This is a genomic window from Azospirillum humicireducens, from assembly GCF_001639105.2.
GTDB classification, from domain to species: Bacteria; Pseudomonadota; Alphaproteobacteria; order Azospirillales; family Azospirillaceae; genus Azospirillum; species Azospirillum humicireducens.
The window spans coordinates 1,179,131-1,205,863 of the sequence record NZ_CP015285.1; the positions used below are offsets into that span (position 1 = coordinate 1,179,131).

The window sequence follows — 26,733 nt, forward strand, 5'->3', positions numbered from 1 at the left end:
GAGTTGCCGCTCTTGAGTTCAGCCTCTCCGATCGTTCGCCGGGGAAAGCCTGCCGGCCTGTGGAGGTCATTATTCGTCCTGGTGGAATCCTAGCATGCCCAATGGAGCGGTCGAATGGGAAATGGGGGTGTGCAACGCCAACCAACGAACACAGCCCGCAGGTCAATGCCGAAGAAGACAACAATCCAACAGCCGGTCGCTCACTTCGCCTTCTCGCGCAGTTGGCGCGAGCGCCATTGCCACGGCTTCTCCACCTGCCCGGCCCACAGCCCCATCCGCTTGCTCTGGGCATAGGCTTCGCCCTTCTGGTAGACGGGCGACAGGCTGGCATATTGGAAGGCCCAGCCGCGCGACACCATCGCCGCCCCCAGATCGACCCCGCGCACCCGGCATTCGCCCTTCTTCTCCCCGGTGCGGTCCTGTTCGGTGAAGGTGCAGGTCACCTCCTCGCCCTTCACCATGTTGGCGAGCACGGCGGTGGCCACCTTGAAGCAGTCGAGTTCATGGCCGTAGCGGTTCTTGCATTTCTGCCCCGGATCCGGCGCGTCGATGCCCATCAGCCGCACCGCCGTGCCGTTGACGGTCAGCAGATCCCCCTCCACCGCCATGGCGGCGCCCTTGATGGTCTGGTCCGGCGTGTTGGCGATGGGGCCGCGCCCCTTGGCTGCCTGATTGGTCTGCGCCATGGCGGGAGGAGCGGCGAGGACCAGGCCGCAAATCAGGACCAGGACGATCCTCGTCACCGGGATGACCTCAGAACAGGCTCGGCTGGTCATCGCCCGGCCTGCCCTTCCCCGTCGCAGGCATCGCCTCTTCCGGCGGATCGAGACAGGAACGGTCGTCGTTGCGCACGCTGTTCACCTTCGGCCCCACCCGCACCACGTCCAGCCAGTCGTCCGGCGCGGAGCGGATCAGCCCCTCCACCACCGGCAGCGGGGTCGCCGGATCGAGCCACGCGTCCCAGTCGGCAGGGGCGAGTACCACCGGCATACGGTCGTGCAGAAAGGACAGGGTGGCGTTGGTCGCCGTCGTCACCACCGTCGCGGTCTCCAGCGGCGGGTCGAGCGGCGCTGCGCCCTTCGGCCCGCGCCAGCGCTCCCACAACCCGGCCAGAGCGAATAGGCCGCGGTCGCGGCGACGGATGACATGGCCCTGCTTGCGCGGCTTCGCCCCTTCCCCCACGCTGGTCCATTCATAGAAGCCGTCCAGCGGGATCAGGCAGCGGCGCTTGCGGAAGGCGTCGCGGAAGGCTGGCTTGTCAGCCACCGATTCGCCACGCGCGTTGATCATCCGCCCGCCGATGGACGGATCGTCGGCCCAGGGCGGCACCAACCCCCAGCGGACCATCGCCAGATGGCGGTCGTCCTCCTCCCGCCGGATGACCGGGATGTCCTGGGTCGGGGCGATGTTCCAGCGCGGCATCAGGTTCGGCCGTTCGGGAACGCCGAACAGGCGCTGGACCTCGCTGACCGGGGTGGTGAGTAGCATGCGTCCACACATGTTCTGGAATATGGGCCCTGCGGCCGACGGGCGCCAGTCCGCAATGCCCGGACACCTCCGGGGGTTTCCCTGACGCTTGAGCCAGCCTATCTTCGCGGAACACAACAATCGCATCGAACCGGAAGGCGGGAGTTCACCCATGAAGTTCGGCATCGGACAGGCGGTTCCGCGCACCGAAGACGCCCGGCTGCTGACCGGCGGCGGCCGCTATACCGACGACGTGTCTCTTCCCGGACAGGCCTATGCGGCCTTCGTCCGCTCCCCCCATGCCTTCGCCGCCATCGGCTCGGTCGATGCGTCGGACGCGCTGGCGCAGCCCGGTGTGCTGGCGGTCTACACCGTCGCCGACCTCGATGCCGAAAATGTCGGCATGATTCCCTGCCAGGCGGCGCTGAAGCAGCGTGATGGATCGAACTATGTCCGCACGCCCCGCCCGGCGCTGGCCCGCGGCTTCGTCCGCCATGTCGGCGATCCGGTCGCCATGGTGGTGGCCGAGACGCTGGAGGCCGCGCGCGAGGCGGCCGAGCTGGTGATGGTCGATTACGAGGACCGCGATTCCGTCACCGGAACGCTGGAGGCGCTGGAGCCCGGCCGTCCGCTGGTGTGGGACGCGGCGCCGAACAACCTCTGCTTCGACTGGGACACCGGCGACGAGGCGGCGGTGGAGGCGGCGCTCGCCGGCGCCCACCGCGTGGTCGAACTGGAACTGGTCAACAACCGCGTCGTCGCCAACCCGATGGAGGGCCGCGCCTGTGTCGCCGGTGTCGAATCGGGTGCCGACGGAGCCCCCGGCCGCCTGCTGATCTATGTCACGAGCCAGGGCGTCCACGGCCTGCAGAAGCAGTTCGCCAAGATCCTGAACGAGCCGGACTCCCGCATCCGCGTGCTGACCACCGACGTCGGCGGCGGCTTCGGCATGAAGCTGTTCAACTACCCGGAATATGTCGCCTGCCTGTTCGCCGCCCGCCGGCTGAACCGCGCGGTGAAATGGGCCGCGGACCGCATCGAGGGCTTCATCAGCGACGACCATGGCCGCGACCATGTCAGCAAGGCGCGTCTGGCGCTCGACGCCGACGGCCGTTTCCTCGGCCTGCGGGTGGACACCGTCGCCAATCTCGGCGCCTACCTGTCGAACTACGGCCCCTTCATCCCGACCGATGCCGGATCGGCGATGCTGGTGGGCTCCTACCGCACGCCGGCGGTCTATGTGCGGGTGAAGGGCGTCTTCACCAACACCCAGCCGGTGGACGCCTATCGCGGCGCCGGCCGGCCGGAAGCGGCCTATCTGCTGGAACGGTTGATCGACCATGCCGGGCGCGTCACCGGCCTCGGCCCGGCGGAAATCCGGCGGCGCAACTTCATCCCGCCGACCGCCATGCCCTACGCCACGCCGATGGGGCAGGTCTATGACACCGGCGACTTCGCCCGGAATCAGGAGGATGGCCTGATCCTAGCCGACATGGCCGGCCTGCCCGCCCGCAAGGCCGAGGCGAAGGCCCGCGGCAAGCTGCGCGGGGCCGGCCTGTCCACCTACATCGAGGCCTGCTCGGGCGGCGGGCCGGAGCAGGCGACCGTCCAGGTCAATGGCGACGGGACGGTGGTTCTGCTGATCGGCACCCAGACCAACGGCCAGGGCCACGAGACCGCCTACAAGCAGATCCTCGCCGACCGGCTGGGCGTTCCGCCGGAGGATGTCGAGGTGGTGCAGGGCGACACCGACCGCGTCAGCTGGGGCTCCGGCACCGGCGGCTCGCGTTCGGTCCCGGTCGGCGGCTCGGCGCTGGCGGAAGGTGCGGCCAAGGTGGTGAAGGCGGCCACGTCCGTCGCCGCCGACCTGCTGGAGACCGCCGAAATCGATGTGGAGTTCGCCGACGGTCGCTTCACCATCGTCGGCACCGACCGCGCGGTATCGCTGAAGGAGGTCGCGGCCAAGGCCGCCGAGAACGGCAGCGGCATCGCCTTTTCCGAGATGGCGCGCTGGACCCCGCCGGCCAGCACCTTCCCCAACGGCTGCCACATCGCGGAGGTTGAGGTCGATCCCGCCACCGGCGTGATCGAGGTGGTGCGCTACAGCGTGGTCGACGATTTCGGCACGGTCATCAACCCGATGCTGGTGATCGGCCAGATCCATGGCGGCGTGGCGCAAGGGCTGGGTCAGGCGCTGCAGGAGCGGGTGGTGTTCGACCCCGACAGCGGTCAGCTGCTGTCCGGCTCCTTCATGGACTATCAGATGCCGCGCGCGGTCGACATGCCGCCGATCGAGGTCAAGCTGAACAGCGTTCCCAGCACCACCAACATGCTGGGCATGAAAGGCGCGGGAGAGGCCGGAGCCATCGGCGCGCCGCCGGCGATCATCAATGCGGTGGTCGATGCCCTGTCGGACCTCGGCATCACCCACATCGACATGCCGGCGACGCCGGAAACGGTGTGGGCGGCGATCCGCGGCGCCGAAACGCCGATGGCTGCCGAATAGGCCGATGATCGCGCCGTCTTCGGTGTATCAGGGAAGGTTCTGGTCGGAGGTGTGGCAAATGCCACACCTCCGTCGGATGAAAACCGTGGCATTGTCGATTGCCTAAAGGTGGAGACAACGGGCGGACAGGGGTAAGGCGATGGCGTTTGGGGACGGCGGGTGCGGTGGACAGTGCGCGGACAGGCTCGATCTCGACTTCACGATGGCGTTCCAGCCCATCGTCGATGTCGCCGGCGGTGCCGTGTGGGCGCATGAGGCGCTGGTCCGCGGCACCGCCGGCCAGGGCGCCGGCTGGGTGCTGGGACAGGTGACCGACGCCACCCGCTATGCCTTCGACCAGTCCTGCCGGGTCAAGGCCATCGAGTTGGCCGCGGCTTTGCCGATGAACGGCGCCCGCCTGTCGATCAACTTCCTGCCCAATGCCGTGTACAAAGCGGAGGCCTGCATCCGCGCGACGCTGGCCGCCGCCCGGCGGACCGGCTTCCCCACCGACCGCATCATCTTCGAGGTCACGGAGAGTGAGCGGGTGGTGGACCACGGCCATCTCAAGAGCATCTTCAGCGAATACAAGCGCCAGGGCTTCCTGACCGCAATCGACGATTTCGGCTCCGGCTATTCCGGCCTGAACCTGCTTGCGGAATTCCAGCCGGATATCATCAAGCTCGACATGGAGTTGACCCGCAGCATCGACAGCGAACGGGCGCGGCGCAGCATCGTCAAGGCCATCCTGGCCGTGTGCGAGGACCTCGCCATCACCCCCATCGCCGAGGGGGTGGAGACGGTGGACGAGGCGAAGGCTCTGCGCGACCTGGGCGTCACCCTGATGCAGGGCTATCTGTTCGCCAAGCCAGCCTTCGAGGCGGTGGTGACAAATCCTGAAATGGCGGCGCTCGCCCCCTGATCCCTCAGGCCGGCGCCTTCACAGGTGCCGTCATGTAGCTCATTCCGCCGCCGTAACTCTCCAGCTTCGCCGCCAGAGCCGGTCCGCCGTCCCGGTACGGCGTGAAGCCGACCCGGTCCCAATAGCTCCTCGCGCCCGGCGTCGAGGTCAGCGCCAGCCATCCCCAACCCTCCCGTACCGCCAGCCCATGCGCATAGGCCAGCACCGCCGCGCCCAGCCCGGTGCCGCGCGCCTCCGGCAGCAGAGCGATGTCGTGCAGGTAGAGGCAATCGGTGTCGGCCGGCAAGCTGCCCAGCGGCGTGTCGAGCGGCGGGGGGACGCCCAGCTTGCCCGGATGCATCACGCCATAGCCGATGGTCTCGCCGCGGCATTCCGCCACACGGCAGCCGGCGGGGTAGAGCGCCAGCCTCTCCTCGAACACGCTGCGGTCTTCCGGGTAGTCCGGATGCACGATGTCCGCAATGGCAAGCAGCCGGTCCAGATCGGCCGCGGTCATAGCACGCCATAGGGCCGATGCGCCTGCGCCGACCACCCGACCACCCTCCGACCGCTCTGCCATCGTCATCCGCCTTCTCCATCCGACATCCGTTCAAAAGCTTCCGGCCCGCTGGCGGGCACGGTATGCTGATTCTTCATACCATAGGGAGAGCACCCAATGCCCGACGCCGCTGTGGCGAGCCTGCTGCCGACGGTCCGCACCATCGCCCATGAGGCCGGTCAGGTCATCCTGCGCTTTTACAACGACGGCATCGACGTCGCCACAAAGGTCGACGGCAGCCCTGTCACGCAGGCCGATCAGGCGGCGGAGGCGGTGATCATTCCGGCGCTGCACCATCTCCTGCCCGGCGTTCCCGTGGTCGCGGAGGAGGCGGTGGCTGCCGGCCACCGGCCCGACGTCTCCGGCGGACGCTTCTGGCTGGTCGATCCGCTCGACGGCACCAAGGAGTTCATTTCCCGCAACGGCGAGTTCACCGTGAACATCGCCCTGATCGAGAATGGGGTGCCGGTCCTGGGTGTCGTCTATGCGCCGGCCACCGGCGACATGTACACCGCGGCCGGCCCTGGCACCGCGGTCCATTGCGCCGAGGGGCGGCACGACCATGCCATCTCCGTCCGCAACCCGCCGGCCGACGGGCTGACCGTCGTCGCCAGCCGCTCGCACGGCAGCGGGTCGATCCTGGAGGAGTTTCTCGGCAAATACACAGTCAAGGACCGGGTGTCCTGCGGCAGTTCGCTGAAATTCTGCACGGTGGCCAGCGGCAAGGCCGACCTCTACCCGCGTTTCGGACCGACCAGCGAGTGGGACACCGCCGCCGGCCATGCCGTGCTGATCGGCGCCGGCGGCCGGGTGGAGCAGCCGGACGGCTCGCCACTCGTCTATGGCAAGGACGACATCCTGAACCCGAACTTCGTCGCCTACGGCTGGAAATGACCGTTACCATTTCGTGCCTGGGCGAGGCGGCGACCGCGGTGCTGACCACCGCGGCGCCGCTGGAGAAAGTGCGCCTGACCCATTCCTACGCCGCCGCGTGGCGCGACGGCCTGCTGTCTCCCGACGTGCCCGCGCCGCCGCCCGACCGCCCTGCCCGTCCCGACCGGCCGGAGCTGAAGCTGCCGCGCGACATGCCCAAGCGTGGGCGCGGCGGCAGCGCGCAGAACCGCATCGCCCTGCTGCACGCGCTGGCGCACATCGAGTTGAACGCCATCGACCTCGCCTGGGACATCGTCGCCCGATTCGCCCATCTCGGCCTGCCGGAGGGTTTCACCGACGACTGGGTGCAGGTCGCCGACGACGAGGCGCGGCATTTCCGGATGTTGGAGACTCGGCTGAACGCGCTGGGTTCCTCCTACGGCGACCTGCCGGCCCATGACGGGCTGTGGCAGGCGGCGACGGAGACCGCGCACGACCTCGCCGCCCGGCTGGCGCTGGTGCCGATGGTGCTTGAGGCCCGCGGCCTGGACGTCACGCCGGAGACGGTGCGCCGCCTGCGCGATTTCGGCGACGCGGAGAGCGCCGACCTGCTGCAGACCATCCATGACGAGGAGATCGGCCATGTCGCCGCCGGCCGGCGCTGGTTCGTCCATCTCTGCGCCGAACGCGGGGCGGAGCCGGTCGCCCTGTGGCAGGAACTGGTTGGACGCCATTTCCGCGGCGGGCTGAAGCGTCCCTTCAACGTCACCAGCCGCCAACTCGCCGGCTTCGGCCCGGAATATTACGAGCCGATCACGCCCGAAATTGACCGCAAGCCGGAAACCCGGTAAGGCGCTGCACATCATGGCCGTATACACCGAAGTCACCGACGAGGATCTCAGCACCTTCGCCGCCCAGTACGATCTGGGCGCGGTGCTGTCGTGCAAAGGCATCGCGGAGGGGGTGGAGAATTCCAACTTCCTGCTGGTGACCGAACGCGGCCCCTACATCCTGACGCTCTATGAAAAGCGGACGAGGAAGGAGGATCTGCCCTTCTTCCTCGGCCTGATGGAGCATCTGGCGGACAAGGGCATCGCCTGTCCGCTGCCGGTGGCGGGGCGGGATGGCGTGGCGCTGCGCGAACTGTGCGGCCGCCCGGCGGTGATCGTCACCTTCCTGGCCGGCATGTGGCCGCGCCGGATCACGCCGCAGCATTGCGCCCAGCTGGGCGAGGCGCTGGCCCGCCTGCATCTGGCGGTCGGCGATTTCCGCATGGAGCGGCCGAACGCGCTGGCCCTGCCGGGCTGGAAGGAGCTGTTCGCCAAATCGGCCGAGCGTGCCGACGAGGTGGCGCCCGGTCTGCGCGCGACGCTGGAAGCCGAACTGGCCGCGTTGGAGGCCAACTGGCCGGTCGGCCTGCCGGCGGGCGTCATCCATGCCGACCTGTTCCCGGACAATGTCTTCTTCCGCGGCGACAGCCTGTCCGGCCTGATCGACTTCTATTTCGCCTGCAACGACTTCTTCGTCTACGACGTGGCGATCTGCATCAACGCCTGGTGCTTCGAGATCGACGGGTCCTTCAACGCCACCAAGGCGCGGCTGCTGCTGTCCAACTACCGCAAGGTCCGTCCGCTGTCGCGGGCGGAACTGGATGCCCTGCCCTGGCTGTGCCGCGGCAGCGCGGTGCGCTTCCTGCTGACCCGCCTCTATGACTGGCTGAACCATCCGCCGGGCGCTTTCGTGCGGCCGAAGGATCCTCTGGAATACCTGCGCAAGCTGCGCTTCCACCAGACGGTCCGCGGGCTGGGCGACTATTTCCTCGACGACCCGGAAGCGGGCGGGGCCTGAGCGGATGACGGACGACGCCCCCCCGACCGAAGCCGCCCGCAAGACGGTCGACATCTTCACCGACGGCGCCTGCAGCGGCAATCCCGGCCCCGGCGGCTGGGGCGCCATCCTGCGCTATGGCGAGGTGGAGAAGGAGCTGTATGGCGGCGAGCCGGCGACCACCAACAACCGCATGGAGCTGATGGCTGCCATCATGGCGCTGGAGGCGTTGAAGAAGCCGGTGACCGTCCGTCTCTTCACCGACAGCGAATATGTGAAGAACGGCATCACCAAGTGGATCCATGGCTGGAAGGCGAAGGGCTGGATGACCGCCGACAGGAAGCCGGTGAAGAATGTCGATCTGTGGCAGCGCCTGGAAGAGGCGAAGCGGCAGCACCAGATTGAGTTCCACTGGGTCCGCGGCCACGCCGGCCATCCCGAAAATGAACGCGCTGACGAATTGGCGCGGCGTGGCGTGTCCGACGTGCGGGCGCGGCCATGACGGACAAGCCCTCTCCCATGGGAGAGGGCTTCGCGACCTCAGAGCGTCTCCAGCACCGCTTCGGCCGAAGACACCTCGAACTTGCCGGGGGCCTCGACGGCGACATGGGTGACCTTGCCGTCTTCCGCGACCAGGGCAAAACGCTGGCCGCGGGTGCCCAGGCCGTAGCCCGAGCCGTCCATCGTCAGGCCGAGAGCGGTGGTGAAGGTGGCGTTGCCGTCCGGCAGCATCGCGACCTTGTCGCCGACTTCGCCCTTGTCGCCCCAGGCGCGCATCACGAACGGGTCGTTGACCGCGAGGCAAATGATGCTGTCGACGCCCTTGGCCTTCAGCGCGTCGGCCTGCTGGACGAAGCCCGGCAGATGCTTGGCGGAGCAGGTCGGGGTGAAGGCGCCGGGGACGGAGAACAGGACGACCTTCTTGCCCTTGAACAGCTCGTCGGTGGTCACATCCTGCATGCCGTTGTCGGTCAGCCACTTCAGCGTGACGGACGGAATGGTATCGCCAACCTGGATGCTCATCGTCTCTAACCCTTCCCGTTTTTCCTGGGCCTTTCCCGTTTTTGGGTTTGACCCTTTGGGTTGGGCCGAACCCCCTTGGCGGAGTCCGGCCCTGCATCCCTTCTATCCCCCGCGGCCAATGGCCGCAAGGCACGGTTCGCGTGCAAGGCGTAGGGCGTCAGGCCTTTTTCACGAACTCGGACTTCAGGTTCATGGCGCCGATGCCGTCGATCTTGCAGGCGATGTTGTGGCCATCGGCACCGTCGACCAGCCGGATGTTCTTCACCTTGGTTCCGCCCTTCACCACCAGGGATGATCCCTTGACCTTCAAATCCTTGATGACGGTCACGCTGTCCCCGTCGCTCAGCGGATTGCCGTTGGCGTCCCGCACGCCCTGTCCGGCCTCTTCCGCCGCGGCTGTGGCCGTGTCGGGGTTCCACTCGTGCCCGCAATCGGGGCAGTTCCACAGGCTCCCGTCGTCATAGGCGTTTTCGGAGCTGCACTGCGGGCAGTTGATCTGATCGTCCATCATCATCCTCATGGCGCGGGAGAGCCTCCCGGAGGCGCCCTGTTACCGCAGAATAGCCGCAACAACCATAGGCCTTTTCCGGAAGGGCGGTTTCAAGCGCCCTTTCCGGCCGCCTTGTTCAGCGCCTCCAGCACCGCGCCGTCGCTCAGCAGTTCCGGCAGCGCGATGCCTTCCGGCGCGCCGGGACCGTAGACGATGTTGAAGGGAATGCCGTAGCGGCCATGGTCGGCGAGGAACTTGGCGATCGCCGCGTCCGGCCGGGTCCAATCGGCGCGCATCGCCACCAGCGACGGATCCTCCATCCGCGTGGCGACCGCCTCGCGGTTCAGCACCAGCTTCTTGTTCGCCTGACAGGTGATGCACCAATCCGCCGTGACATCGACGAAGACGATACGGCCGGCCGCCACATGGTCGCGGATCGCGGATTCGGCGAAGGGCACCCAGCGCGTCCTGGCATCGCTGACCACCGGCGCGGCACCGGCGGACGGGCCGACCGCCGCCGGCATGGCGAAGGCGGCGACCGCCAGCACGCCGGCGAGCGCCGGTCCGGCGGTCCGTGCCACACCGCGGGCGCTGCGTCCGATCCACAGCGCCAGCACCAGCCCTGCCATCAGCAGCCCGACCGTGGCGGCGGCGACCTCGCCGATCTGCGCGGTCAGCACCGACAGCAGCCAGACCGCGGTCAGCATCAGCGCAAAGCCCAGCACGATCTTCAGAGTCGCCATCCAGCGCCCCGGCCGCGGCAACCAGCCTGCCACCCGCGGCCAGGCCGCCACCGCCAGATAGGGCAAGGCCAGCCCGACGCCCAACGCCGTGAAGATGGCATAGATCTCCGCCGGCCCCTTGGACAGAGCGAATCCCACCGCCGTGCCCAGGAACGGCGCCGAACAGGGGGTTGCCAGCAAGGTGGCGAACATGCCGGTGGCGAAGGGACCGGCCAGCCCCTCCCCGCCCAGCCGGTCGGCCAGGGGGCGGGGCAGCGGAACCTCGAACAATCCCCACAAATTGGCCGAGAACAGGGTGACCAGCACGACCATGAAGACCAGGAACAGCGGCTGCTGGAACTGGATGCCCCAGCCGACCGCTCCGCCCGCCGCCTTCACCCCGACCAGCACCGACGCCATCAGCAGGAAGGAGGCCAGGATTCCGGCGGCGCTTGCCAGGAAACCGGCCCGCACCGCGGCCGGGGCCTGGCCGCCATGCTTGACCACCGACATCAGCTTCAGCGACAGCACCGGCAGCACGCAAGGCATCAGGTTCAGGATCAGCCCGCCGAGCAGGGCCACGCCCAGCATCGCCGCCAGCCCCGCACCGGCCGGAACCGGCAGGGCGCCTCCGGCCGATGCCGTTGCCGGCGCCTCCACAGCCTTGTCGCCATCGACCAGCGTCAGGGTCATCGCGCGCCCCGCCAGTTCCAGCCCAGGCTGAGGTTCGGTCGCTGTCAGGGTCAGGCGGACATGGCGGTCATTGTCGGAAAAGACGCTCTTGGGTGCGGAGAAGGTCAGCGGCGGCTCGGTCTCCACGAACAGATCCGGGCTGACGAAGCCGTCGGCGGCGGTCGCCTCGACCTCCAGCGTGGTGCCGGTGGCCCGCACCGAGTCGATGCGAAGCAGCCCGTTCGGTCCCCGCGGCACCAGAGCCTGCGCGCGCGCCACGTCGTTCGCGGCATCGCTCGGGTCCGCCGGTCCGGCGGGAAGGGCAAGCGCGAGGGTCAGAGTCTGCGGCACGCAGATGTCCGAACAGACCAGCAGTTCCGCGGTCAGCGCCAGATCGACCGGCTTTCCGGGCTCGGCAGGCTTGCCCTGGATCGGGAAGAGGACGGCGGTGTCATAGCCGGCGGTCTCGAACCCGAGAACCGAGAAGCGGTGCGGGGCCGGGTAGGACAGAGCCGCCTCGGTCAGGTTCGCCGATCCGCTCCAATCCAGCCGCGGGGCGAAGCCGGCATCGCCGGGCGACCGCCAATAGGTTTTCCATCCCGGCTCCAGCCGCAATTCCAGCCCCAGCGGCAGCGCCGTCAGGGTGCCGGTGCCGCGCACGGCGGAGACGAGACGCGCCTCGACCTGCCCGGCTTTGACCCAGGCTCCGATGCCGTCCTGGGCCGCGGCGGGACAGGTTGCGCCAGCCAGGGCGGCGAGCAGCAGCAACAGGAGGGAGGCATGTCTTTTCATCGCGCGCACTGTTCTGTTCCCGGAAAGGGGCGCAACCGCGTCCCCGACACCCTATATGATAGCCCATATATAGGTGACAAAGCTCGGCCGGTGCTGTCACACTCCGGGGAAAGCGTCGCCAGAGCGCCAATCACAACCGACCGTACGGACGGGGGCGGTCTTCCGCACCGGACCGACGACAAGGATAATCGACCATGCCGCGCCTGACCAAGTCTCCGGACTCCAAGACCACGGAATCGCTGACCGGCCAGCTGCTGATCGCCATGCCTGGAATGGAGGACCCGCGTTTCCAGCGTTCGGTCATCTATGTCTGCGCCCACAACGAAGACGGCGCGATGGGATTGGTGGTGAACCGGCTGTTCGGGTCGATCACGTTCGAAGACCTGCTGGAACAGCTCGACATGACCGTCCCGCAGCCGATGAACAACCTGCCGGTCCATTACGGCGGGCCGGTGGAGTCGGGCCGCGGCTTCGTTCTGCACTCCACCGATTATGTCCGTGACGGCACACTGGTGGTGAACGACGAGGTGGCGCTGACCGCCACCATCGACATCCTGCGCGCGATCTCCGAAGACCGCGGCCCGCGCCGCAACATTCTGCTGCTGGGCTATGCCGGCTGGGGTCCGGGGCAGCTGGACGCAGAATTCCAGGCCAACGGCTGGCTGAACGTGCCCTGCGACGAGAAGTTGCTGTTCGACACCGACCTGGACGCCAAATGGGAACGCGCCATCGGCAAGCTCGGCGTCAGCGTCTCCATGCTGTCGGGAGAAGCCGGCCACGCCTGAGCTGCCGCGCCTGAGCGCTCACCGCTCAGTCTCCCTGCCCGGCCCACCGCGCCGCCGCGGCATCGTCGCTCTCCTTCGCCTCCACCCAGCGTTCGCCTTCGGGTGTGGCCTCCAGCTTCCAGAAGGGGGCCTTGGTCTTCAGCCAGTCCATCAGGAAGCGGCAGGACTCGAAGGCGGCGTCGCGATGGGCCGAGGCGGTGGCGACCATCACGATGCGGTCGCCCGGCTCCAGCCGGCCATGCCGGTGGATCACCAGCACGTCGTCCAGCGGCCAGCGCCGCCGCGCCTCCATCTCGATTGCCTCAAGCTGCTTTTCGGTCATTCCGGGGTAGTGTTCCAGTGTCATGGCGCTGACCGCCTCGCCGCCGGCGATGTCGCGCACCAGCCCGACGAACATGGCCACCCCGCCGACGCCGGTGCGGCCGGCGGTGAAGGCGGCATATTCGGCGCCGACGTCGAAATCCTCCGCCTGGACGCGGATCGCCATGGCGTCAGCCTCCCGTCACCGGCGGGAACAGGGCCACCTCGTCGGTCGGTGAAATCGGGTGGTCGTAGGGCACATGCTCCTGGTTCACCGCCACCTTGACCACCTTGCTGTTGGCCAGAGCCTCGGCATGGCGCGGGCTACGGGTCTTCAGCCACTCGACGAGATCGCCCGCGGTGGCGACCTCCGCCGGCAGTTCCACCGTCTCGGTCGGCACGCCGATCTTGCTGCGCAGCCAGGCGAAATAGAGAATCTTCATCACATATCCCCTAGAGGAATTCTTTGAAGGGCACGAAGTCGACGGTCATACCGGGTTCGACTTGGGCAAGATCCTCCGGCAGTTCGATCAAACCTTCGGAGTCGACCAGCGACGACAGGACACCCGCGCCGTCACGCGGGTATTTGGTGGCGGCGAGCGCACCATCCTCCCCCCGCGTCAGCGACCCGCGCAGGAATTCGCGCCGGCCCGGCTTCTTCCTGTGGCTGAAGGCGGCACGCACCGGGATCGGCCGCGGCGTCTCGTCCGCCGCCCCCATCAACCGCAGCAGGATCGGCCGGGCGATGCGCAGGAAGGTGACGACCACCGCGACGGGGTTGCCGGGAAGCCCGACGAACACGGCATCGCGGACGCGCCCCAACGCCACCGGCCGTCCCGGTTTGATCGCCAGACGCCAGAAATCGAGCCGCCCGTTCGCCTCCACCGCCGGCTTGACGTGATCCTCCTCGCCGGTGGACATGCCGCCGGAGGTGATCAGCGCGTCATGGCCGGCCGCGGCCTCCGCCAGCGCATCGCGGATCGTCTCGAACCGGTCGGGCAGGATGCCGAGGTCGGTGACGGCGCAGCCCAGCCGGGTCAGCAGCGCGATCAGCGCGTAACGGTTGGCGTCGTAGACGGCGCCCGCCTCCAGCGGCTGCCCCGGCTGCCGCAGCTCGTCGCCGGTGGAAAAGACCGCCACCCGCAATCTGCAGCGCACCTCAAGCGTCCCATGGCCGAGCGAGGCAGCGAGCGCGATGTCCTCCGGCCGCAGGCGACGCCCGGCGGCGAGCACGACCGATCCCTCGCGGACATCCTCTCCCGCCAGCCGCCGGTTCACACCGCGGCGGTTGCCGGCCGGCAGGGTGACGGTGGCGCCATCGGCGCGGCAATCCTCCTGCATGAAGACGGTGTCCATGCCCGCGGGCATCGGCGCGCCGGTGAAGATGCGCACCGCCTCCCCCCGCACCGCCGGCCGGCCGAGCCATTGCCCGGCGGCGACCCGCGCCGTGACCGGCAGCACCGTCGGGCCGTCGGTGCTGAGATCGTCGAAGAACACGGCATAGCCGTCCACCGCCGCATTGTCGTGCGGCGGCACGTTGAAGGGCGCGACCAGATCGGCGGCCAGCACCCGGCCCAGCGCCTCTGTCAGCGGAACCGTCCCGGTCGCCGTCACCGGCCCGACCCGTCCGGCCAGCAGCGCCAGCGCCGGCTCCACCGCCATCATCGGCCCGCCGAAGGCGAAGCAATCATTGTCGAGTTGCACCATGGCCGTCACTCTAGTCCGTCGCGGCGGCGCCTGCGAAGAGGGAAAAGGCCTGCTTTCCGGGACGTGGCACTTAGCCGCCGAAAAGCCCGGCGATCTCGTCCACCCGAGCCAGCAGCCGATCCGGCCGCCGTGCCGCCAGCGCATCGGCGCGGGCATATCCCCAGGCGACCGCGGCACAGCCGATTCCCACCTTGCGCGCCGCGTCGATGTCCCGCACCTCGTCGCCGATGCCGATGGCCCGGTCTGCCGGAATGCCGGTCATCTTCAGAATCTTGCGGAACTTCGCCGCTTTGCCGAACAGCGATGCGCCACAGCCGTAATGGCCCACCTGCCCCGCCGCGTCCGGCCCAAGGATGCGACGGATGTTCTCGACCGAATTGGAACTGACGATGGCGACGGTGACGCCCCGGCCGTTCAGCATGCGCAGCATGTCAGGAATTCCGTCGAACAGCCGGATGCCCTCGATGTCGCGCGCCATCAGACGGCGCATATGGCTGGCGATGAAGGGCAGCTTCCAGTTCGCAACCCGCAGGTGCCGCATGATCTGCCGCGCATCGTAACCGCGCAGCTGTTCGACCTCGTCCCGCCGCACCCGGTTGAAGCCATAGCGGTCGGCGACACCATTCAGAACACCGATGAACCAGGGAAACGAATCGGCCAGCGTGCCGTCGAAATCGAAGATGGCGAGCCTGTATCCCCCGGCGCTCCGCCCTGGACCAGCGCGGTGGCTCACCCCAACCCGCAACGCTTGACGATCAGCGCCGCAACCGCCTCCGCGTCGTTCAGGTCCAGCACCGGCACCGGACAGTTCGGCACCGGGCTGTCACTGGCCACAGCGACGATGGTGGGGTCGTCCGGCGCGATCAGCGGCTTGTCCACGTCGGCGCGCCAGACCTCGATCTTCTCGTGCCGGTCGCGCTTGAAGCCCTCGATCAGCAGAAGATCGACCGGAGCGACCTTGGTCAACAGCTGGTCCAGGGTCAGTTCGGGCTCGCCGTCGCGCAGCTCGTGCATCAGGGCCCAGCGGCGCGGGGAGCTGACCAGCACCTCCGTCGCGCCGGCGACGCGGTGGTTGTGGCTGTCCTTGCCGGGATGGTCGATGTCGAAGCCCTTATGGGCATGCTTGACCGTCGAGACGCGCAGGCCCCGCCCGGTCAGCGCCGGGATCAGACGCACCATCAGCGAGGTCTTGCCGCTGCCGCTCCAGCCGGTCAGTCCGAAAATCTTCATGGCCCAAAAATCATCCTGTCGGAAATTCTCAGCCGGCGCTGCGGGCGGACCGGGCGGCGCCGGGTTTCGCCGGCTGTTCCGCCATCATGTGGGTCAGTCCGGCACGCATGTAATCCCACCCGGTGTAGAAGGTCAGGGCTGCGGCGATCCACAGGCCCACCGTGCCGATGATGGTCACCGGCAGTTCCGCCGGACCATAATCGCCGACGATCAGGAAGCCCAGCGCGATCATCTGGATGGTCGTCTTCCATTTCGCCAGCCAGGTCACCGGAACGCCGACATGCAGGCCGGCCAGATACTCGCGCAGGCCCGACACCAGCACCTCGCGCAGCAGGATTACCACCGCGGGCAGGATCGACAGCCCGGTCAGCCGGTGGAATCCGGCCAGCATGATCAGCGTCGCCGCGACCAGCAGCTTGTCGGCGATGGGGTCCAGGAACTTGCCGATCACGCTTTCCTGCGCCCAGGCGCGCGCAAGGTAGCCGTCGAACCAGTCGGTGATGCAGGCCGCGGCATAGAGCGAGCAGGCGGTGTAGGCGGCCCAGGCCTCCGGCACATAGAACAGCCCGACCACCACCGGGATCACCGCGATGCGCGACAGGGTCAGCAGGTTGGGCAGGCTGGTCAGCATGACGGAAAACTCGAACCGCTGGAGGATGTCGCCGCACGGCGCCCGTGGGAGAGCCGGCTGTCGGAAGGTGCCCGCATTCTAACCATCGGGATGGAAGTGATCGTATATCTTTTTCGCAACGGCACGATTGATCCCTTCCACCTCTTCGAGATCGGCAAGCCCGGCCCTCGCCACCGCCGCGCCGCTGCCGAAATGGTGCAGCAGCGCCTTCTTCCGGGCGGGGCCGATGCTGGCGATCTCGTCGATGGGCGACTTGCCGATGGCCTTGGCGCGCTTGGCCCGGTGGGTGCCGATGGCGAAGCGGTGCGCCTCGTCGCGCAGCCGCTGCAGGAAGTACAGCACCGGATCGCGCGGCTCCATCTGGAAGGGCGGCCGGTTCTCCATGAAGAAATGTTCGCGTCCGGCGTCGCGGTCCGGCCCCTTGGCGATGCCGACCAGCGTCACGTCGTCGATGCCCAGCTCCGCGAACACCTCCAGCGCCACGTTCAGCTGCCCCAGCCCGCCGTCGATCAGCACCAGATCGGGCCAGCTACCCAGGCTGCGCTCCGGGTCCTCCTTCACCGCCCTGCCGAAGCGGCGGGTCAGAACCTCGCGCATCATGGCGAAGTCGTCGCCGGCGGCTCCCTCGCTCCGGATGTTGAACTTGCGGTAGGCGTTCTTGATGAATCCGTCCGGCCCGGCGACGATCATCGCGCCGATGGCGTGCGCACCCTGGATGTGTGAGTTGTCATAGACCTCGACCCGCTCCGGCGGCGCATCCATGCCGAAGACCGCCGCCACCCCGTCCAGCAGCCGCGCCTGGCTGGAGCTTTCGGCCAGACGCCGGCCATGCGCCTCGCGGGCGTTGGTCAGGGCATGCTCGACGATCCGCCGCTTCTCGCCGCGCTTGGGCTCCGCCAACTCCACCCTGTGGCCTGCCCGGACCGCCAGAGCCTCGCTCAGCAGCTCCAGTTCCGGCAGGGCGTGGCTGACCAGCACCAGCGGCGGGGCGGCCTTGTTCTCGTAGAACTGGGCGATGAAGGCGGCCAGCACCTCCTCGGTCTCCGCCGCCTTGTCATGGCTGGGGAAATAGGCGCGGTTGCCATAGTTGCGACCGCCGCGGAAGAAGAAGACCTGGATGCAGGTCACGCCGCCCTCGGCATAGGCGGCGATCACGTCGGCGTCCTCCACCACCCCCTCGACATTGATGTCCTGGTGGGCCTGGATCGCGGTCAGCGCGCGGATGCGGTCGCGGTAGCGCGCCGCCGTCTCGAAATCCATGGCGTCTGAGGCGGCCATCATCCGGTCGGCGAACTCCGTCTGGATGTCGCGGCTCTTGCCCGACAGGAAGGCGCGGGCCTGGTTCACCTGCGCCTGATACTCCGCCGGCGTGACCCGGCCGACGCAGGGCGCCGTGCAGCGCTTGATCTGGTATTGCAGGCAGGGCCGGGTCCGGCTGGCGAAAACCGTGTCGGCGCAGTTGCGCAGCAGGAAGGCCCTCTGCAACGCCGTGATGGTGCGGTTCACCGCCCCGGCCGAGGCGAAGGGGCCGAAATAATCGGCATCGCGCCCGCGGGCGCCCCGATGCTTGGTCAGCTGCGGATAGTCGTGGTCCCTGGTGATCATGATGTGCGGAAAGGTCTTGTCGTCCCGCAACAGCACGTTGTACCGCGGCATCAGCTTCTTGATCAGGTTCGATTCGAGAAGCAGCGCCTCCACCTCGGTGTGGGTGTTGACGAACTCCATCGTCTCGGTCTCCGCGACCATGCGCTGGAGCCTGACCGGCAGCTTTCCGACCTGGGTGTAGTTGGTCACCCGGCGCTTCAGGTTGCGTGCCTTGCCGACATACAGGACCGCGCCGTCGCCCGCCAGCATGCGGTAGACGCCCGGCGTCTGCGGCAGCGTCTTCAGATGTTCACGAATGATTTCGACGCCCCGGCCGATATCGGCCGGGCGCCGCTTCGGCCGTGCGGCAGCGCTTTCGCCGGGCGCCGCATCGGCTGCGGTGATGGCGTCGGCGGAGTCTGCCGGCTCTGCGGTGGCAGGAGCCTGGGGGGCGGAGGATTGCGTTTCGGACATGACCAGACTGTCGTCGAGCGGCCGGCGCGGGTCAACCGTCGGGTACGGGAAGGGAACAGTTGGAACGACTCACCCCTCCGGAAGAATATCCACGGAACCTGTGGATAAGTTTGTCGATAACGGAGGGGGTAGCACGTCCGGAGCTAGGCGCCGCAAGGGCTCCCATGCTTCCGCCCATTTTTTAGGCAATTTTGCCAACCCATTGATTTTCCTAGGGCGGGCCCGAGTCAAGGACGGGAATTGACGCGTGCCCACAAAATTGTCGCGGGGTCGCAGGCGCCTCTTGCGCGGGGTGGGGCACCTGTGTAAAACGCGCGGTCATTTTCCCGGCGGCAGGGGCGCCGGGGCGATGATGCGGTCCGGTCCGCCCCGGCCCGATGCGGTTTCCGATTTGTAACAGGCCTCTATTCGTTGGGGACGAAGCCATGCGCCGGCTGCGCCCATCCCAGATGCTCCCCGCCGTCCAGAGCGATCATCTGGCCTGTCACCGCCGGGGCGGCGATCAGGAAGCGGATGGCTGCGCAGATCTCCTCCGGCGTACTGCCGCGCCTGAGCGGAGTGGACTCCCATTGGGCAGAGAATTCCCCTTCCGTCTGGCGGTCGTTGCGCAGGATGGGACCGGGGCCGATGCCGTTCACCCGGATGCGCGGGGCGAGCGCCATCGCCATCGTGCGGGTCAGCGCCCACAATCCCATCTTGGACAGGGTATAGGAGACGAAATGCGGAGTCGGATTCCAAACGCGCTGGTCGATGATGTTGACGATCAGGCCGCCTTCGCTCTCCGGCAACCGTGAGGCGAAATCCTGCGACAGCACGAAGGGCGCCCGCAGGTTCGCCTCCATATGCGCATCCCACGATTCGCGGGTCACATCGGCGACCTCGTCGCGCTCGAAACGGGAGGCGTTGTTGACCAGCAGGGTCAGCGGGCCGAGCTGTTCGGTTACCGCGGGCACCAGCGCCTTCACCTGCCCCTCGCGGTCCAGGTCGGCGGCAAAGGCCATGGCCCTCCCGCCCGCCCGGCGGATCTCCGCGACGACGGCATCGGCCTCCCCGCGGGAGCTTCGGTAGTGGACGGCCACGTCCCAACCCTGCCCCGCCAGATCGAGCGCGATGGCACGCCCGATGCGCTTGCCGGCCCCTGTGACCAGGGCCGCTTTCCTCTTGATCTCGACCATGCCGTCATAGGTACCTTGCCACCGCTGCGGGTCAAGGGGGGAGAAGCGACCGGCCATGCTGCGCGAAGCGATCGAGTATCTGACCACGCCCTGCCATCCGCTGGCCCGCCGCTTCGGCTATCTGGCTGAAATGGTGGCGCTCGGCGCCCGGTATCGGCGGCAGCGGCGGGCCTGGGCGCCGCATGTGGCCGCCTGCCACCGTTTCGTCGAACAGGCGATCCAGCGTGTGGAACCGGGCGGACGGGCGCTGGTTGTCGGGTCGGGGCTGCTGATCGAAGTCCCTCTGGAGCCCTTGACCGCGCGATTCGACCAGGTGGTGCTGGTGGACATCCTGCACAGCCGGGCGGTCCGCCGCCGCGTTGCAGGGTTGCCGAACGTCCGGCTGCTGGAACTCGATGTCAGCGGAGCCCTGGCCCCGCTCGCCATGGCGCTCGACCGTGGCGCCCCGGTCCCCACCGGGTTCGTGCCGCCGACCATCGATGGCGAGCCTTTCCGCTTCGCCCTGTCCTGCAATCTGCTGTCGCAACTGCCGCTTCTGCCGCTGGACGCGGTGGAGCGACGCGCGCCCCACACGACGGAAGCCGAACGGCTGGCCTTTGCCCGGACCATGGTGCAGGGGCATCTCGGCTGGCTGACCGGCATCGCCGGGCGGGCGGCGCTGTACACCGATGTCGACAGTTCCTGGCTGCACCGTGGAACGGTGACGGAGGTGGAGGAGTCGACCTGGGGGCTTTCCCTGCCCGCTCCCGACATGTCCTGGCTGTGGGACATCGCCCCGGCGCCGGAGCAGGATCGCCGGCACGATCTCCGCCACAGCGTCGGCGGCTGGTTCGATGTACATGCGGTGACGAGCGCGCTTCAGCCCTGTTGAGCAAGACCGAGACCTCCACACCGCAGACGGGAGAGCGCCCATCTGGGGGCGGAGTGCGGAAAACCTGCTTAGAGCGACGGCCGCAAAGACGACGGCAGGCTCCGGATTGATCGGCCCCGCGACGACAGGACCATCGAAAGCGCCACCGGCCCAAGCGACGGCGGCGGTATCGACGAACGTCCCATACCGCTCGACATCCGCGAGGTTTCCAACCGCAATGTCGGCGTGGATGGAGCCAGGGAGCGGAAATAGTGTGAAGGGCGAACTATTGTCGACCGCTGACCGACCGCGGCCTGCGACAATAGTTCGCACCTCCGTTAATTGGGGAAGCTGATACGGAAATCGTCAGGCGGCATTGCGTGGACCGCACTTCTTAGGGCAGCGGCTCTGCCCTATCTTAAGCCTCACAAGGCAAACAAATTCCAAGGGAGCGGACGTCTCTCACCTAACGTGGAGATTCCCAGAGCCATGAACACTAATTTCGACGAAATTCGCGATTCCCGCAGTCAGGCAGAGATCGTGCTGGCCGCTCGCAAGATGCGCGCCGAGTACCTGCGCGAGCTGTTCGCCAGGCTGCGCGCCACCCTGTCCGGTGACCGTGCCGGCCATGGCCCGGCCGCGCTGAGCCCCAGCGCGCGCTGACCGCTTCATTCCCGCCCGGCGGCGGGATGGGATCGAACACAGAACCGTAAAACGGACAACGGCACTGCGCAACGCCGCGCGGTGCCGTTGTCCGTTTCAGGCTGCAAGGAATGCGGACAGGAAGAACAGGAGCTCAGGCCTGTTCCGATCCCGGTGCGCCTGTGCTCCACAGCAGCCCCAGAACCAGCCCCTTGCAGCGCGGCAGCAGAAGCAGCGTCAGCACCAGGGTCAGCAGCGGCCAGACGGTCAGATGCACCCAGGTCGGCGGTTCGTAGCTCTGTTCGACCGACAGCAGGGCCGGGATGACGATATGCCCGACGATGAGGATCGTCATCCAGGGCGGCGCATCGTCGGCGCGCAGATGCCCATAGGCCTCGCCGCAGGCGGCGCAGCGGTCGACCGGCTTCAGGAAGTTCCGCAGCAGCCGGCCTTGCCCGCAGTTGGGGCAGCATCCGATCAGGCCGCGGAAGGACGCGAGAAACTTCGACGGGGCGGCTTCGGTTCCAACGGTCATGACCATTCCTTCCGTGCTGCCCACAATATAGGCTCTTTCCGACCGGAGCGACACCCACGATTGCGGGCGGGTCGGCCATGCCGGACTCCTCCTTGCCGGCATGGGCGTCTTTTCACGGCCATCCTTACCGCCGCGGCCGCCTCATGCTATGAAACATCCGGACCGGTTGCGGCTGTGGAGGGGGATGGTGGATCGAACGGCGGATGAAACGGTGGAACGCTCTCCGGACTATGGTTCATAGCGTTTCAAATGTTCCATTCCCGGCCACCCGGCGCCCCGCTGCCGAGTTGACGGCGGCGCCTGCGCGGTCTAGGGGAAGGCCTTCCGTGTCCAGGAGATCCGCAGCCATGTCCTTCACCCGTCTGTTGTGCGCCGCGGCGGCACTCGCCGCCTTCGTCGGTCCGTTCGCCGCCCCGGTCGAGGCGCTGGCGCAGAGCAAGACCGTCGCCATCACCGCCATCGTCCAGCATCCGGCGCTCGACGCGACCCGCGACGGCGTGGTGGAGGCGCTGAAGGATGCCGGCTTCGTCCAGGGCCAGAACCTGAAGGTCGAATACCAGAGCGCGCAGGGCAACCCGGCCACCGCCGCCCAGATCGCCCGCCAGTTCGCCGGATCGCGGCCCGACGTGATCGTGCCGATCTCCACCCCCTCGGCCCAGGCGGTGGCGGCGGCGACCCGTGACATCCCGGTCGTCTTCACCGCGGTGACAGACCCGATTTCGGCCCAGATGGTGAAGTCGATGGACAAGCCGGGCGCCAACATCACCGGCCTGTCCGACATGGCCCCGGTGGCCGAGCATGTCGCCCTGATCCGCGAGATCGTTCCGCAGGCCAAGCGCATCGGCGTGCTCTACAACCCCGGTGAGCCGAACTCCGTCGTGCTGGTCAAGGCGCTGAAGGACGAGGCCGCCAAGGCCGGGCTGAGCGTCGTCGAGGCCTCCGTTCCGAAATCGTCGGACGCCCAGCCGGCGGTGCGCAGCCTCGTCGGCAAGGCGGATGCCGTCTACATCCCGCTGGACAACACGGTCGTCTCGGCGCTGGAAAGCGTGATCGCGGTCGGCCAGCAGGCCAAGCTGCCGATCTTCTCCGCCGACACCGACAGCGTCGCCCGCGGCACGGTGGCCTCCATCGGTTTCGATTATTTCCAGGTCGGCAAGCAGACCGGCGCCATCGTCGCCCGCGTTCTGAAGGGCGAGAAGCCCGGTGACCTGCCGGTGGAACTGGCCAGGGGCACCGACCTGTTCGTCAACCCGAAGTCCGCCGCCGCCATGGGCGTCACCCTGCCCGACGCGGTGGTGAAGCGCGCGACGAAGGTGGTCGGGCAGTAAGGCCGCCGGCTCCGAACGCCCCCACCCTAACCCTCCCCCGCTTCGCAAGGGAGGGAACTCCGCCGCTCTCCCGCACAAGCGCTTGTCCCCTCCCCCGCCCAGCGGGGGAGGGTTAGGGTGGGGGCAAGTGTCTGCCCATTTAAAAGCACCGCAATGACCGAAATCGCCCTCTTCGGCGCCATCGAGATCGGCCTCGTCTATGCGCTGGTCGCCATCGGCGTCTATCTGTCCTTCCGCATCCTGGACTTTCCCGACCTGACGGTGGACGGGAGCTTTCCGCTGGGCGCGGCCGTCTGCGCGGTGCTCCTGATCGCGGGCGTCAATCCTTGGCTCGCCAGCCTTGCCGCGGCGCTGGCGGGTGCTGTGGCCGGGCTGGTCACGGCAACGTTGAACGTCCGCTTCAAGATCCTGCATCTGCTTGCCAGCATCCTGACAATGATCGCGCTGTTCTCCGTCAATCTGCGGGTGATGGGGCGGCCGAACGTGGCTCTGCTGATGCAGGACACGGTGCTGACCCCCTTCTATGGCCTGGGGATTCCGGACCACATCGTCCGTCCGCTGGTGGTCGGCCTCATCGTCGCGGCGGTGGTTCTGCTGCTCGCCCGCTTCCTGTCCAGCGAGTTCGGGCTGGCGATGCGGGCGACCGGCGTGAATGCCCGGATGGCGCGGGCCCAGGGTGTCGACACCGACGCCCATGTCTATGCCGGCATCGCGCTGTCCAACGGTCTGACCGGCCTTGCCGGCGCGCTGTTCGCGCAGACCAACGGCTTCGCCGACGTCACCACCGGCATCGGAACCATCGTGGTCGGTCTTGCCGCGGTGATCGTCGGCGAAACGGTGCTGCCGGCCCGCGCCCTTGCGCTGGCGCTGATCGGCTGCGTCGCCGGGTCGATCCTCTACCGCTTGGCGGTGCAGGTGGCGCTGTCGGCCGACAGCATCGGTCTGCAGGCCTCCGACCTCAATCTGGTGACGGCGCTGCTGGTCGCCGTCGCCCTGATCCTGCCGCGCCTCAAGGCCAAGGCGTCCCGCGGCGCGCCCCGCAATCCGAGTGCCGCCAAATGATCGTCGTCGAGGACATCCACGTCACCTTCGGCCGCGGCACGCCGCTGGAGAAACATGCGCTGCGCGGCATCGGCCTGACCATCCCCGAGGGCGAGTTCGTCACCGTCATCGGCTCCAACGGCGCCGGCAAATCGACCTTCCTCGGCTCGCTGGCCGGCGACGTGCTGGCGGAGCAGGGCCGCATCTCCATCGACGGCACCGACGTCACCCGCTGGGACACGCCGCGCCGCGCCGGGCTGGTTGCCCGCGTCTTCCAGGATCCGATGGCCGGCAGCTGCGCCGCCCTGACCATCGAGGAGAATATGGCGCTGGCCGCCGCCCGCGGGCGCCGCCGCGGCCTGGGGCTGGCGCTGGGCAGCGATCGGCGCAAGGGCTTCCGCGACCGCATCGCCGCGCTGGGCCTCGGGCTGGAGAACCGGCTGCACGACCGGATGGGCCTGCTGTCGGGCGGTCAGCGTCAGGCGGTCAGCCTGCTGATGGCGACGCTGGCGGGCTCCAAGATCCTGCTGCTGGACGAACACACAGCGGCACTCGATCCCGCCACCGCCGATTTCGTGCTGGACCTGACCCGGCGCATCGTCCGAGACAATCGGCTGACGACGCTGATGGTCACCCATTCCATGCGGCAGGCGCTGGATTATGGCGACCGCACGCTGATGCTGCACGAGGGCCGCGTCGTGCTGGACGTGGCCGGCGACGAGCGTGCCGGGCTGGACGTCCCGCATCTGCTGGCGCTGTTCGCCAAGCAGCGCGGCGGGACCGAGATCAGCGACGACAGCCTGCTGATCGGCTAGGCCTTGGCCGGAAACCTGGCGTCGCCGTCCACATCGTCCTCGCGGTCCGCCTCGAACAGGGACTGAAGCTCCGCGGCGGCATCCCGCGAAGTCTGGATCAGCTTCGTCTCGTCATTGTGGACGGCATGCTGGTGGATCAGGGTGCGCTCGTCATGGGCGCGGAAGGTGTCGAGCGTCCGCCTCACCTCGCCGTCTGCCAGCCCCATCTGACGCAGAACGTCACCGGTCAGCCGCAGGCTCGAATCGAAGGTTTCCCGAACGATGTTGGTGACGCCGCGGTCCATCAGATGGTGGACATGGCGGCGGTTGCGGGCGCGGGCGAAGATGGTCAGGTTGGGGAAATGGCGCTTCGCCACTTCCACCACCCGCAGCGACTGCTCCATGTCGTCCAGTGCCACGACGAGGATCTTGGCCTTGTCCGCTCCCGCTGCGCGCAGAAGCTCCACGCGGGTCGGATCGCCGTAATAGGCCTGGCTGCCGAACTTGCGGACGAAATCGACCTGGGCTGCGCTCTGCTCCAGCGCGGTGAAGGGAATGCCGCGCATCCGCAGCACGCGGCCGACCACCTGCCCCACCCGGCCGAAGCCGCAGATGATGACACGCGGGTTGTCGTCGGGCGGCGAGTCGAAGGGCCGCTTGGGCTTAGCCGTTATCAGCCGCGGGGCGAGCCAGCGCTCCTCCGCTGCGAACAGGAAGGGTGTGGCCAGCATGGACAGGGTGACCACCAGCATCGCTGCCGACGCCTGCTCTCCCGCCATGGCTCCGCCCACGACCGCCAGCCCGAACAGCACGAAGCCGAACTCGCCCCCCTGGCTCAACACGGTCGCCATCCGCATCGCTCCGGCCCAGGGCACCCCGGCGATGCGGGCCAACACCAGCATCACCAGGGCCTTCACCAGCAGGAGCGCCAAGGCGAGGCCGAGGAAGCGGATCGGATGCTGGAGCAAGGCCGGGATATCGGCGCCCATCCCCACCGAAACGAAGAACAGGCCGAGCAGCAACCCTTCGAACGGCTCGATATCCGCCTGCACCTCATGCCGGTATTCCGAATCGGACAACAGCACGCCGGCCATGAAGGCGCCCAGCGACATGGACAATCCGGCCTCCTGGATCAGCACGGCGGTGCCAATGACGATCAGCAGGGCGGTGGCGGTGAAGATCTCCGGAGCCCCAGCCCGGTCGACCGCGCGGAAGATCGGACGCAGCAGAAAGCGTCCGCCGATCAGTACGACGGCGACGGCGACAGCCGCCTTGCCGACCGCCAGCCACGCCCCGTCGGCCTGCGGAACGGTGCCATTGCCCAACAGGGGCAGCAGGGCCACGGCCGGGATGATGGCGAGATCCTGGAACAGCAGGACGGAAAAGGCGTTGCGCCCCGACTGGTTGGCCAGAAGTCCGCGCTCCGCCATCATCGGCAGTGCCATGGCCGTGGAAGACAGGGCGAAGCCGAAGCCGAGAACGACGGCGGTCGGCCAAGCCAGTTCCAGGATCCAGCCGCACAAGCCGGCGATCACGGCGCCGGTGACCGCAACCTGCGCCCCGCCCAGCCCCAGAACCGACTTGCGCATCACCCACAGCCGCGCGGGGCGCAGTTCCAGCCCGATCAGGAACAGCAACATCACGACGCCGAGTTCCGACGCATGAGCAATCGCCGACACATTGGTGACCAGCCCGAGCCCCGCAGGCCCCACCGCCAGACCGGCGGCGAGATAGCCCAGGGGGGCGCCGAACCCGAACCTTTTCGCCACCGGCACCGCGACCACCATCGCCGCCAGCAGCACGACCAACGTCACCAATTCCGCCATGTCCCCCGCCGCTCGTCTGT

28 protein-coding genes are annotated in these 26,733 nt (G+C 68.0%); 12 read left to right on the forward strand and 16 right to left on the reverse strand.

Annotation, left to right across the window (positions count from 1 at the left end):
* Positions 1-200 precede the first annotated feature (200 nt).
* Positions 201-743 carry a thermonuclease family protein gene (locus A6A40_RS05345; RefSeq protein ID WP_236783739.1) on the reverse strand — a complete coding sequence of 181 codons (543 nt, stop codon included), beginning with the start codon at positions 741-743 and terminating at the stop codon, positions 201-203.
* Positions 744-753: 10 nt separating this feature from the next.
* Entirely contained in the window at positions 754-1,488 is a 735-nt protein-coding gene (locus A6A40_RS05350) for an SOS response-associated peptidase (RefSeq protein WP_063634478.1), read from the reverse strand.
* Positions 1,489-1,639: 151 nt separating this feature from the next.
* On the opposite strand from A6A40_RS05350, the gene A6A40_RS05355 reads away from it, so the two are divergent.
* Positions 1,640-3,973 (forward strand): xanthine dehydrogenase family protein molybdopterin-binding subunit, encoded by a 2,334-nt coding sequence (locus tag A6A40_RS05355; RefSeq protein ID WP_063634479.1) that lies wholly within the window; start codon positions 1,640-1,642, stop codon positions 3,971-3,973.
* A 202-nt stretch (positions 3,974-4,175) separates the two neighbouring features.
* A complete protein-coding gene (locus A6A40_RS05360) occupies positions 4,176-4,874 on the forward strand; it encodes an EAL domain-containing protein (protein WP_199275888.1) in 699 nt (232 codons plus the stop codon).
* A 4-nt stretch (positions 4,875-4,878) separates the two neighbouring features.
* On the opposite strand, the gene A6A40_RS05365 is transcribed toward A6A40_RS05360, so the two are convergent.
* Positions 4,879-5,439: a GNAT family N-acetyltransferase gene (locus tag A6A40_RS05365; protein WP_063634481.1), complete on the reverse strand. Its 561-nt coding sequence runs from the start codon at positions 5,437-5,439 to the stop codon at positions 4,879-4,881.
* A gap of 90 nt (positions 5,440-5,529) precedes the next feature.
* Here A6A40_RS05365 and cysQ point away from each other — a divergent pair, with 90 nt between their 5' ends.
* Genes cysQ through rnhA form a run of 4 tightly spaced genes read left to right on the forward strand, consistent with a single transcriptional unit; the run spans position 5,530 to position 8,614 of the window.
* The gene (gene cysQ / locus A6A40_RS05370; protein WP_063634482.1) at positions 5,530-6,306 is read left to right on the forward strand and encodes a 3'(2'),5'-bisphosphate nucleotidase CysQ; all 777 of its coding nucleotides are present in this window, start codon (positions 5,530-5,532) and stop codon (positions 6,304-6,306) included.
* Positions 6,303-7,136: a ferritin-like domain-containing protein gene (locus tag A6A40_RS05375; protein ID WP_063634483.1), complete on the forward strand. Its 834-nt coding sequence runs from the start codon at positions 6,303-6,305 to the stop codon at positions 7,134-7,136. The genes cysQ and A6A40_RS05375 overlap by 4 nt, the downstream gene beginning before the upstream one ends.
* A 13-nt stretch (positions 7,137-7,149) precedes the next feature.
* Positions 7,150-8,133, forward strand: coding sequence for a homoserine kinase (locus tag A6A40_RS05380; RefSeq protein WP_063634484.1), 984 nt, complete (start codon positions 7,150-7,152; stop codon positions 8,131-8,133).
* 4 nt (positions 8,134-8,137) lie between these two features.
* Positions 8,138-8,614: a ribonuclease HI gene (rnhA, locus tag A6A40_RS05385; RefSeq protein ID WP_063634485.1), complete on the forward strand. Its 477-nt coding sequence runs from the start codon at positions 8,138-8,140 to the stop codon at positions 8,612-8,614.
* Positions 8,615-8,652: 38 nt separating this feature from the next.
* Here rnhA and A6A40_RS05390 read toward each other — a convergent pair whose 3' ends face one another.
* The 3 genes from A6A40_RS05390 to A6A40_RS05400 form a co-directional block, all read right to left on the reverse strand.
* Positions 8,653-9,135, reverse strand: coding sequence for a peroxiredoxin (locus A6A40_RS05390; RefSeq protein WP_063634486.1), 483 nt, complete (start codon positions 9,133-9,135; stop codon positions 8,653-8,655).
* A gap of 157 nt (positions 9,136-9,292) precedes the next feature.
* A complete protein-coding gene (locus A6A40_RS05395) occupies positions 9,293-9,643 on the reverse strand; it encodes a zinc ribbon domain-containing protein YjdM (protein ID WP_063636133.1) in 351 nt (116 codons plus the stop codon).
* 92 nt (positions 9,644-9,735) lie between these two features.
* Positions 9,736-11,811, reverse strand: a complete 2,076-nt coding sequence (locus A6A40_RS05400; RefSeq protein WP_063634487.1) for a protein-disulfide reductase DsbD family protein — start codon at positions 11,809-11,811, stop codon at positions 9,736-9,738.
* A 194-nt stretch (positions 11,812-12,005) separates the two neighbouring features.
* On the opposite strand from A6A40_RS05400, the gene A6A40_RS05405 reads away from it, so the two are divergent.
* Positions 12,006-12,596, forward strand: a complete 591-nt coding sequence (locus A6A40_RS05405) for a YqgE/AlgH family protein (RefSeq protein ID WP_063634488.1) — start codon at positions 12,006-12,008, stop codon at positions 12,594-12,596.
* 25 nt (positions 12,597-12,621) lie between these two features.
* On the opposite strand, the gene moaE is transcribed toward A6A40_RS05405, so the two are convergent.
* The 8 genes from moaE to A6A40_RS05445 form a co-directional block, all read right to left on the reverse strand.
* A complete protein-coding gene (moaE, locus tag A6A40_RS05410) occupies positions 12,622-13,083 on the reverse strand; it encodes a molybdopterin synthase catalytic subunit MoaE (protein ID WP_063634489.1) in 462 nt (153 codons plus the stop codon).
* Positions 13,084-13,087: 4 nt separating this feature from the next.
* Positions 13,088-13,339, reverse strand: coding sequence for a molybdopterin converting factor subunit 1 (gene moaD / locus A6A40_RS05415; RefSeq protein WP_063634490.1), 252 nt, complete (start codon positions 13,337-13,339; stop codon positions 13,088-13,090).
* A 10-nt stretch (positions 13,340-13,349) separates the two neighbouring features.
* Complete coding sequence (gene moeA / locus A6A40_RS05420) at positions 13,350-14,603, reverse strand: molybdopterin molybdotransferase MoeA (protein WP_063634491.1); 1,254 nt, start codon at positions 14,601-14,603, stop codon at positions 13,350-13,352.
* 70 nt (positions 14,604-14,673) lie between these two features.
* Entirely contained in the window at positions 14,674-15,336 is a 663-nt protein-coding gene (locus A6A40_RS05425; RefSeq protein ID WP_063634492.1) for an HAD hydrolase-like protein, read from the reverse strand.
* On the reverse strand, positions 15,333-15,833 hold the full coding sequence (mobB, locus tag A6A40_RS05430; protein ID WP_063634493.1) for a molybdopterin-guanine dinucleotide biosynthesis protein B: 501 nt from the start codon (positions 15,831-15,833) through the stop codon (positions 15,333-15,335). Before mobB ends, A6A40_RS05425 begins: the two co-directional genes overlap by 4 nt.
* A 28-nt stretch (positions 15,834-15,861) precedes the next feature.
* Positions 15,862-16,464, reverse strand: a complete 603-nt coding sequence (gene pgsA, locus A6A40_RS05435) for a CDP-diacylglycerol--glycerol-3-phosphate 3-phosphatidyltransferase (protein WP_063634494.1) — start codon at positions 16,462-16,464, stop codon at positions 15,862-15,864.
* Positions 16,465-16,542: 78 nt separating this feature from the next.
* Positions 16,543-18,522 carry an excinuclease ABC subunit UvrC gene (gene uvrC / locus A6A40_RS05440; protein WP_082860732.1) on the reverse strand — a complete coding sequence of 660 codons (1,980 nt, stop codon included), beginning with the start codon at positions 18,520-18,522 and terminating at the stop codon, positions 16,543-16,545.
* Positions 18,523-18,926: 404 nt separating this feature from the next.
* Positions 18,927-19,697, reverse strand: a complete 771-nt coding sequence (locus tag A6A40_RS05445) for an SDR family oxidoreductase (protein ID WP_063634495.1) — start codon at positions 19,695-19,697, stop codon at positions 18,927-18,929.
* Positions 19,698-19,752: 55 nt separating this feature from the next.
* Between A6A40_RS05445 and A6A40_RS05450 the strand changes: the two genes are divergently transcribed.
* Both A6A40_RS05450 and A6A40_RS30670 read left to right on the forward strand, forming a co-directional pair.
* On the forward strand, positions 19,753-20,568 hold the full coding sequence (locus tag A6A40_RS05450) for a hypothetical protein (protein WP_063634496.1): 816 nt from the start codon (positions 19,753-19,755) through the stop codon (positions 20,566-20,568).
* Between the two features lie 468 nt (positions 20,569-21,036).
* Complete coding sequence (locus A6A40_RS30670; RefSeq protein ID WP_158279278.1) at positions 21,037-21,210, forward strand: RSP_7527 family protein; 174 nt, start codon at positions 21,037-21,039, stop codon at positions 21,208-21,210.
* 133 nt (positions 21,211-21,343) lie between these two features.
* Here the strand turns inward: A6A40_RS30670 and A6A40_RS05455 are convergent, their stop codons facing one another.
* A complete protein-coding gene (locus tag A6A40_RS05455; protein WP_063636135.1) occupies positions 21,344-21,724 on the reverse strand; it encodes a DUF983 domain-containing protein in 381 nt (126 codons plus the stop codon).
* Positions 21,725-22,071: 347 nt separating this feature from the next.
* Between A6A40_RS05455 and A6A40_RS05460 the strand changes: the two genes are divergently transcribed.
* From A6A40_RS05460 to A6A40_RS05470, 3 genes are all read left to right on the forward strand, one after another.
* Positions 22,072-23,052, forward strand: a complete 981-nt coding sequence (locus tag A6A40_RS05460) for an ABC transporter substrate-binding protein (protein ID WP_082860733.1) — start codon at positions 22,072-22,074, stop codon at positions 23,050-23,052.
* 153 nt (positions 23,053-23,205) lie between these two features.
* Entirely contained in the window at positions 23,206-24,114 is a 909-nt protein-coding gene (locus A6A40_RS05465; protein WP_063634497.1) for an ABC transporter permease, read from the forward strand.
* Entirely contained in the window at positions 24,111-24,908 is a 798-nt protein-coding gene (locus A6A40_RS05470; protein WP_063634498.1) for an ABC transporter ATP-binding protein, read from the forward strand. Before A6A40_RS05465 ends, A6A40_RS05470 begins: the two co-directional genes overlap by 4 nt.
* Here the strand turns inward: A6A40_RS05470 and A6A40_RS05475 are convergent.
* Positions 24,905-26,713, reverse strand: coding sequence for a monovalent cation:proton antiporter-2 (CPA2) family protein (locus tag A6A40_RS05475; RefSeq protein ID WP_063634499.1), 1,809 nt, complete (start codon positions 26,711-26,713; stop codon positions 24,905-24,907). The genes A6A40_RS05470 and A6A40_RS05475 overlap by 4 nt on opposite strands.
* Positions 26,714-26,733: the final 20 nt, after the last annotated feature.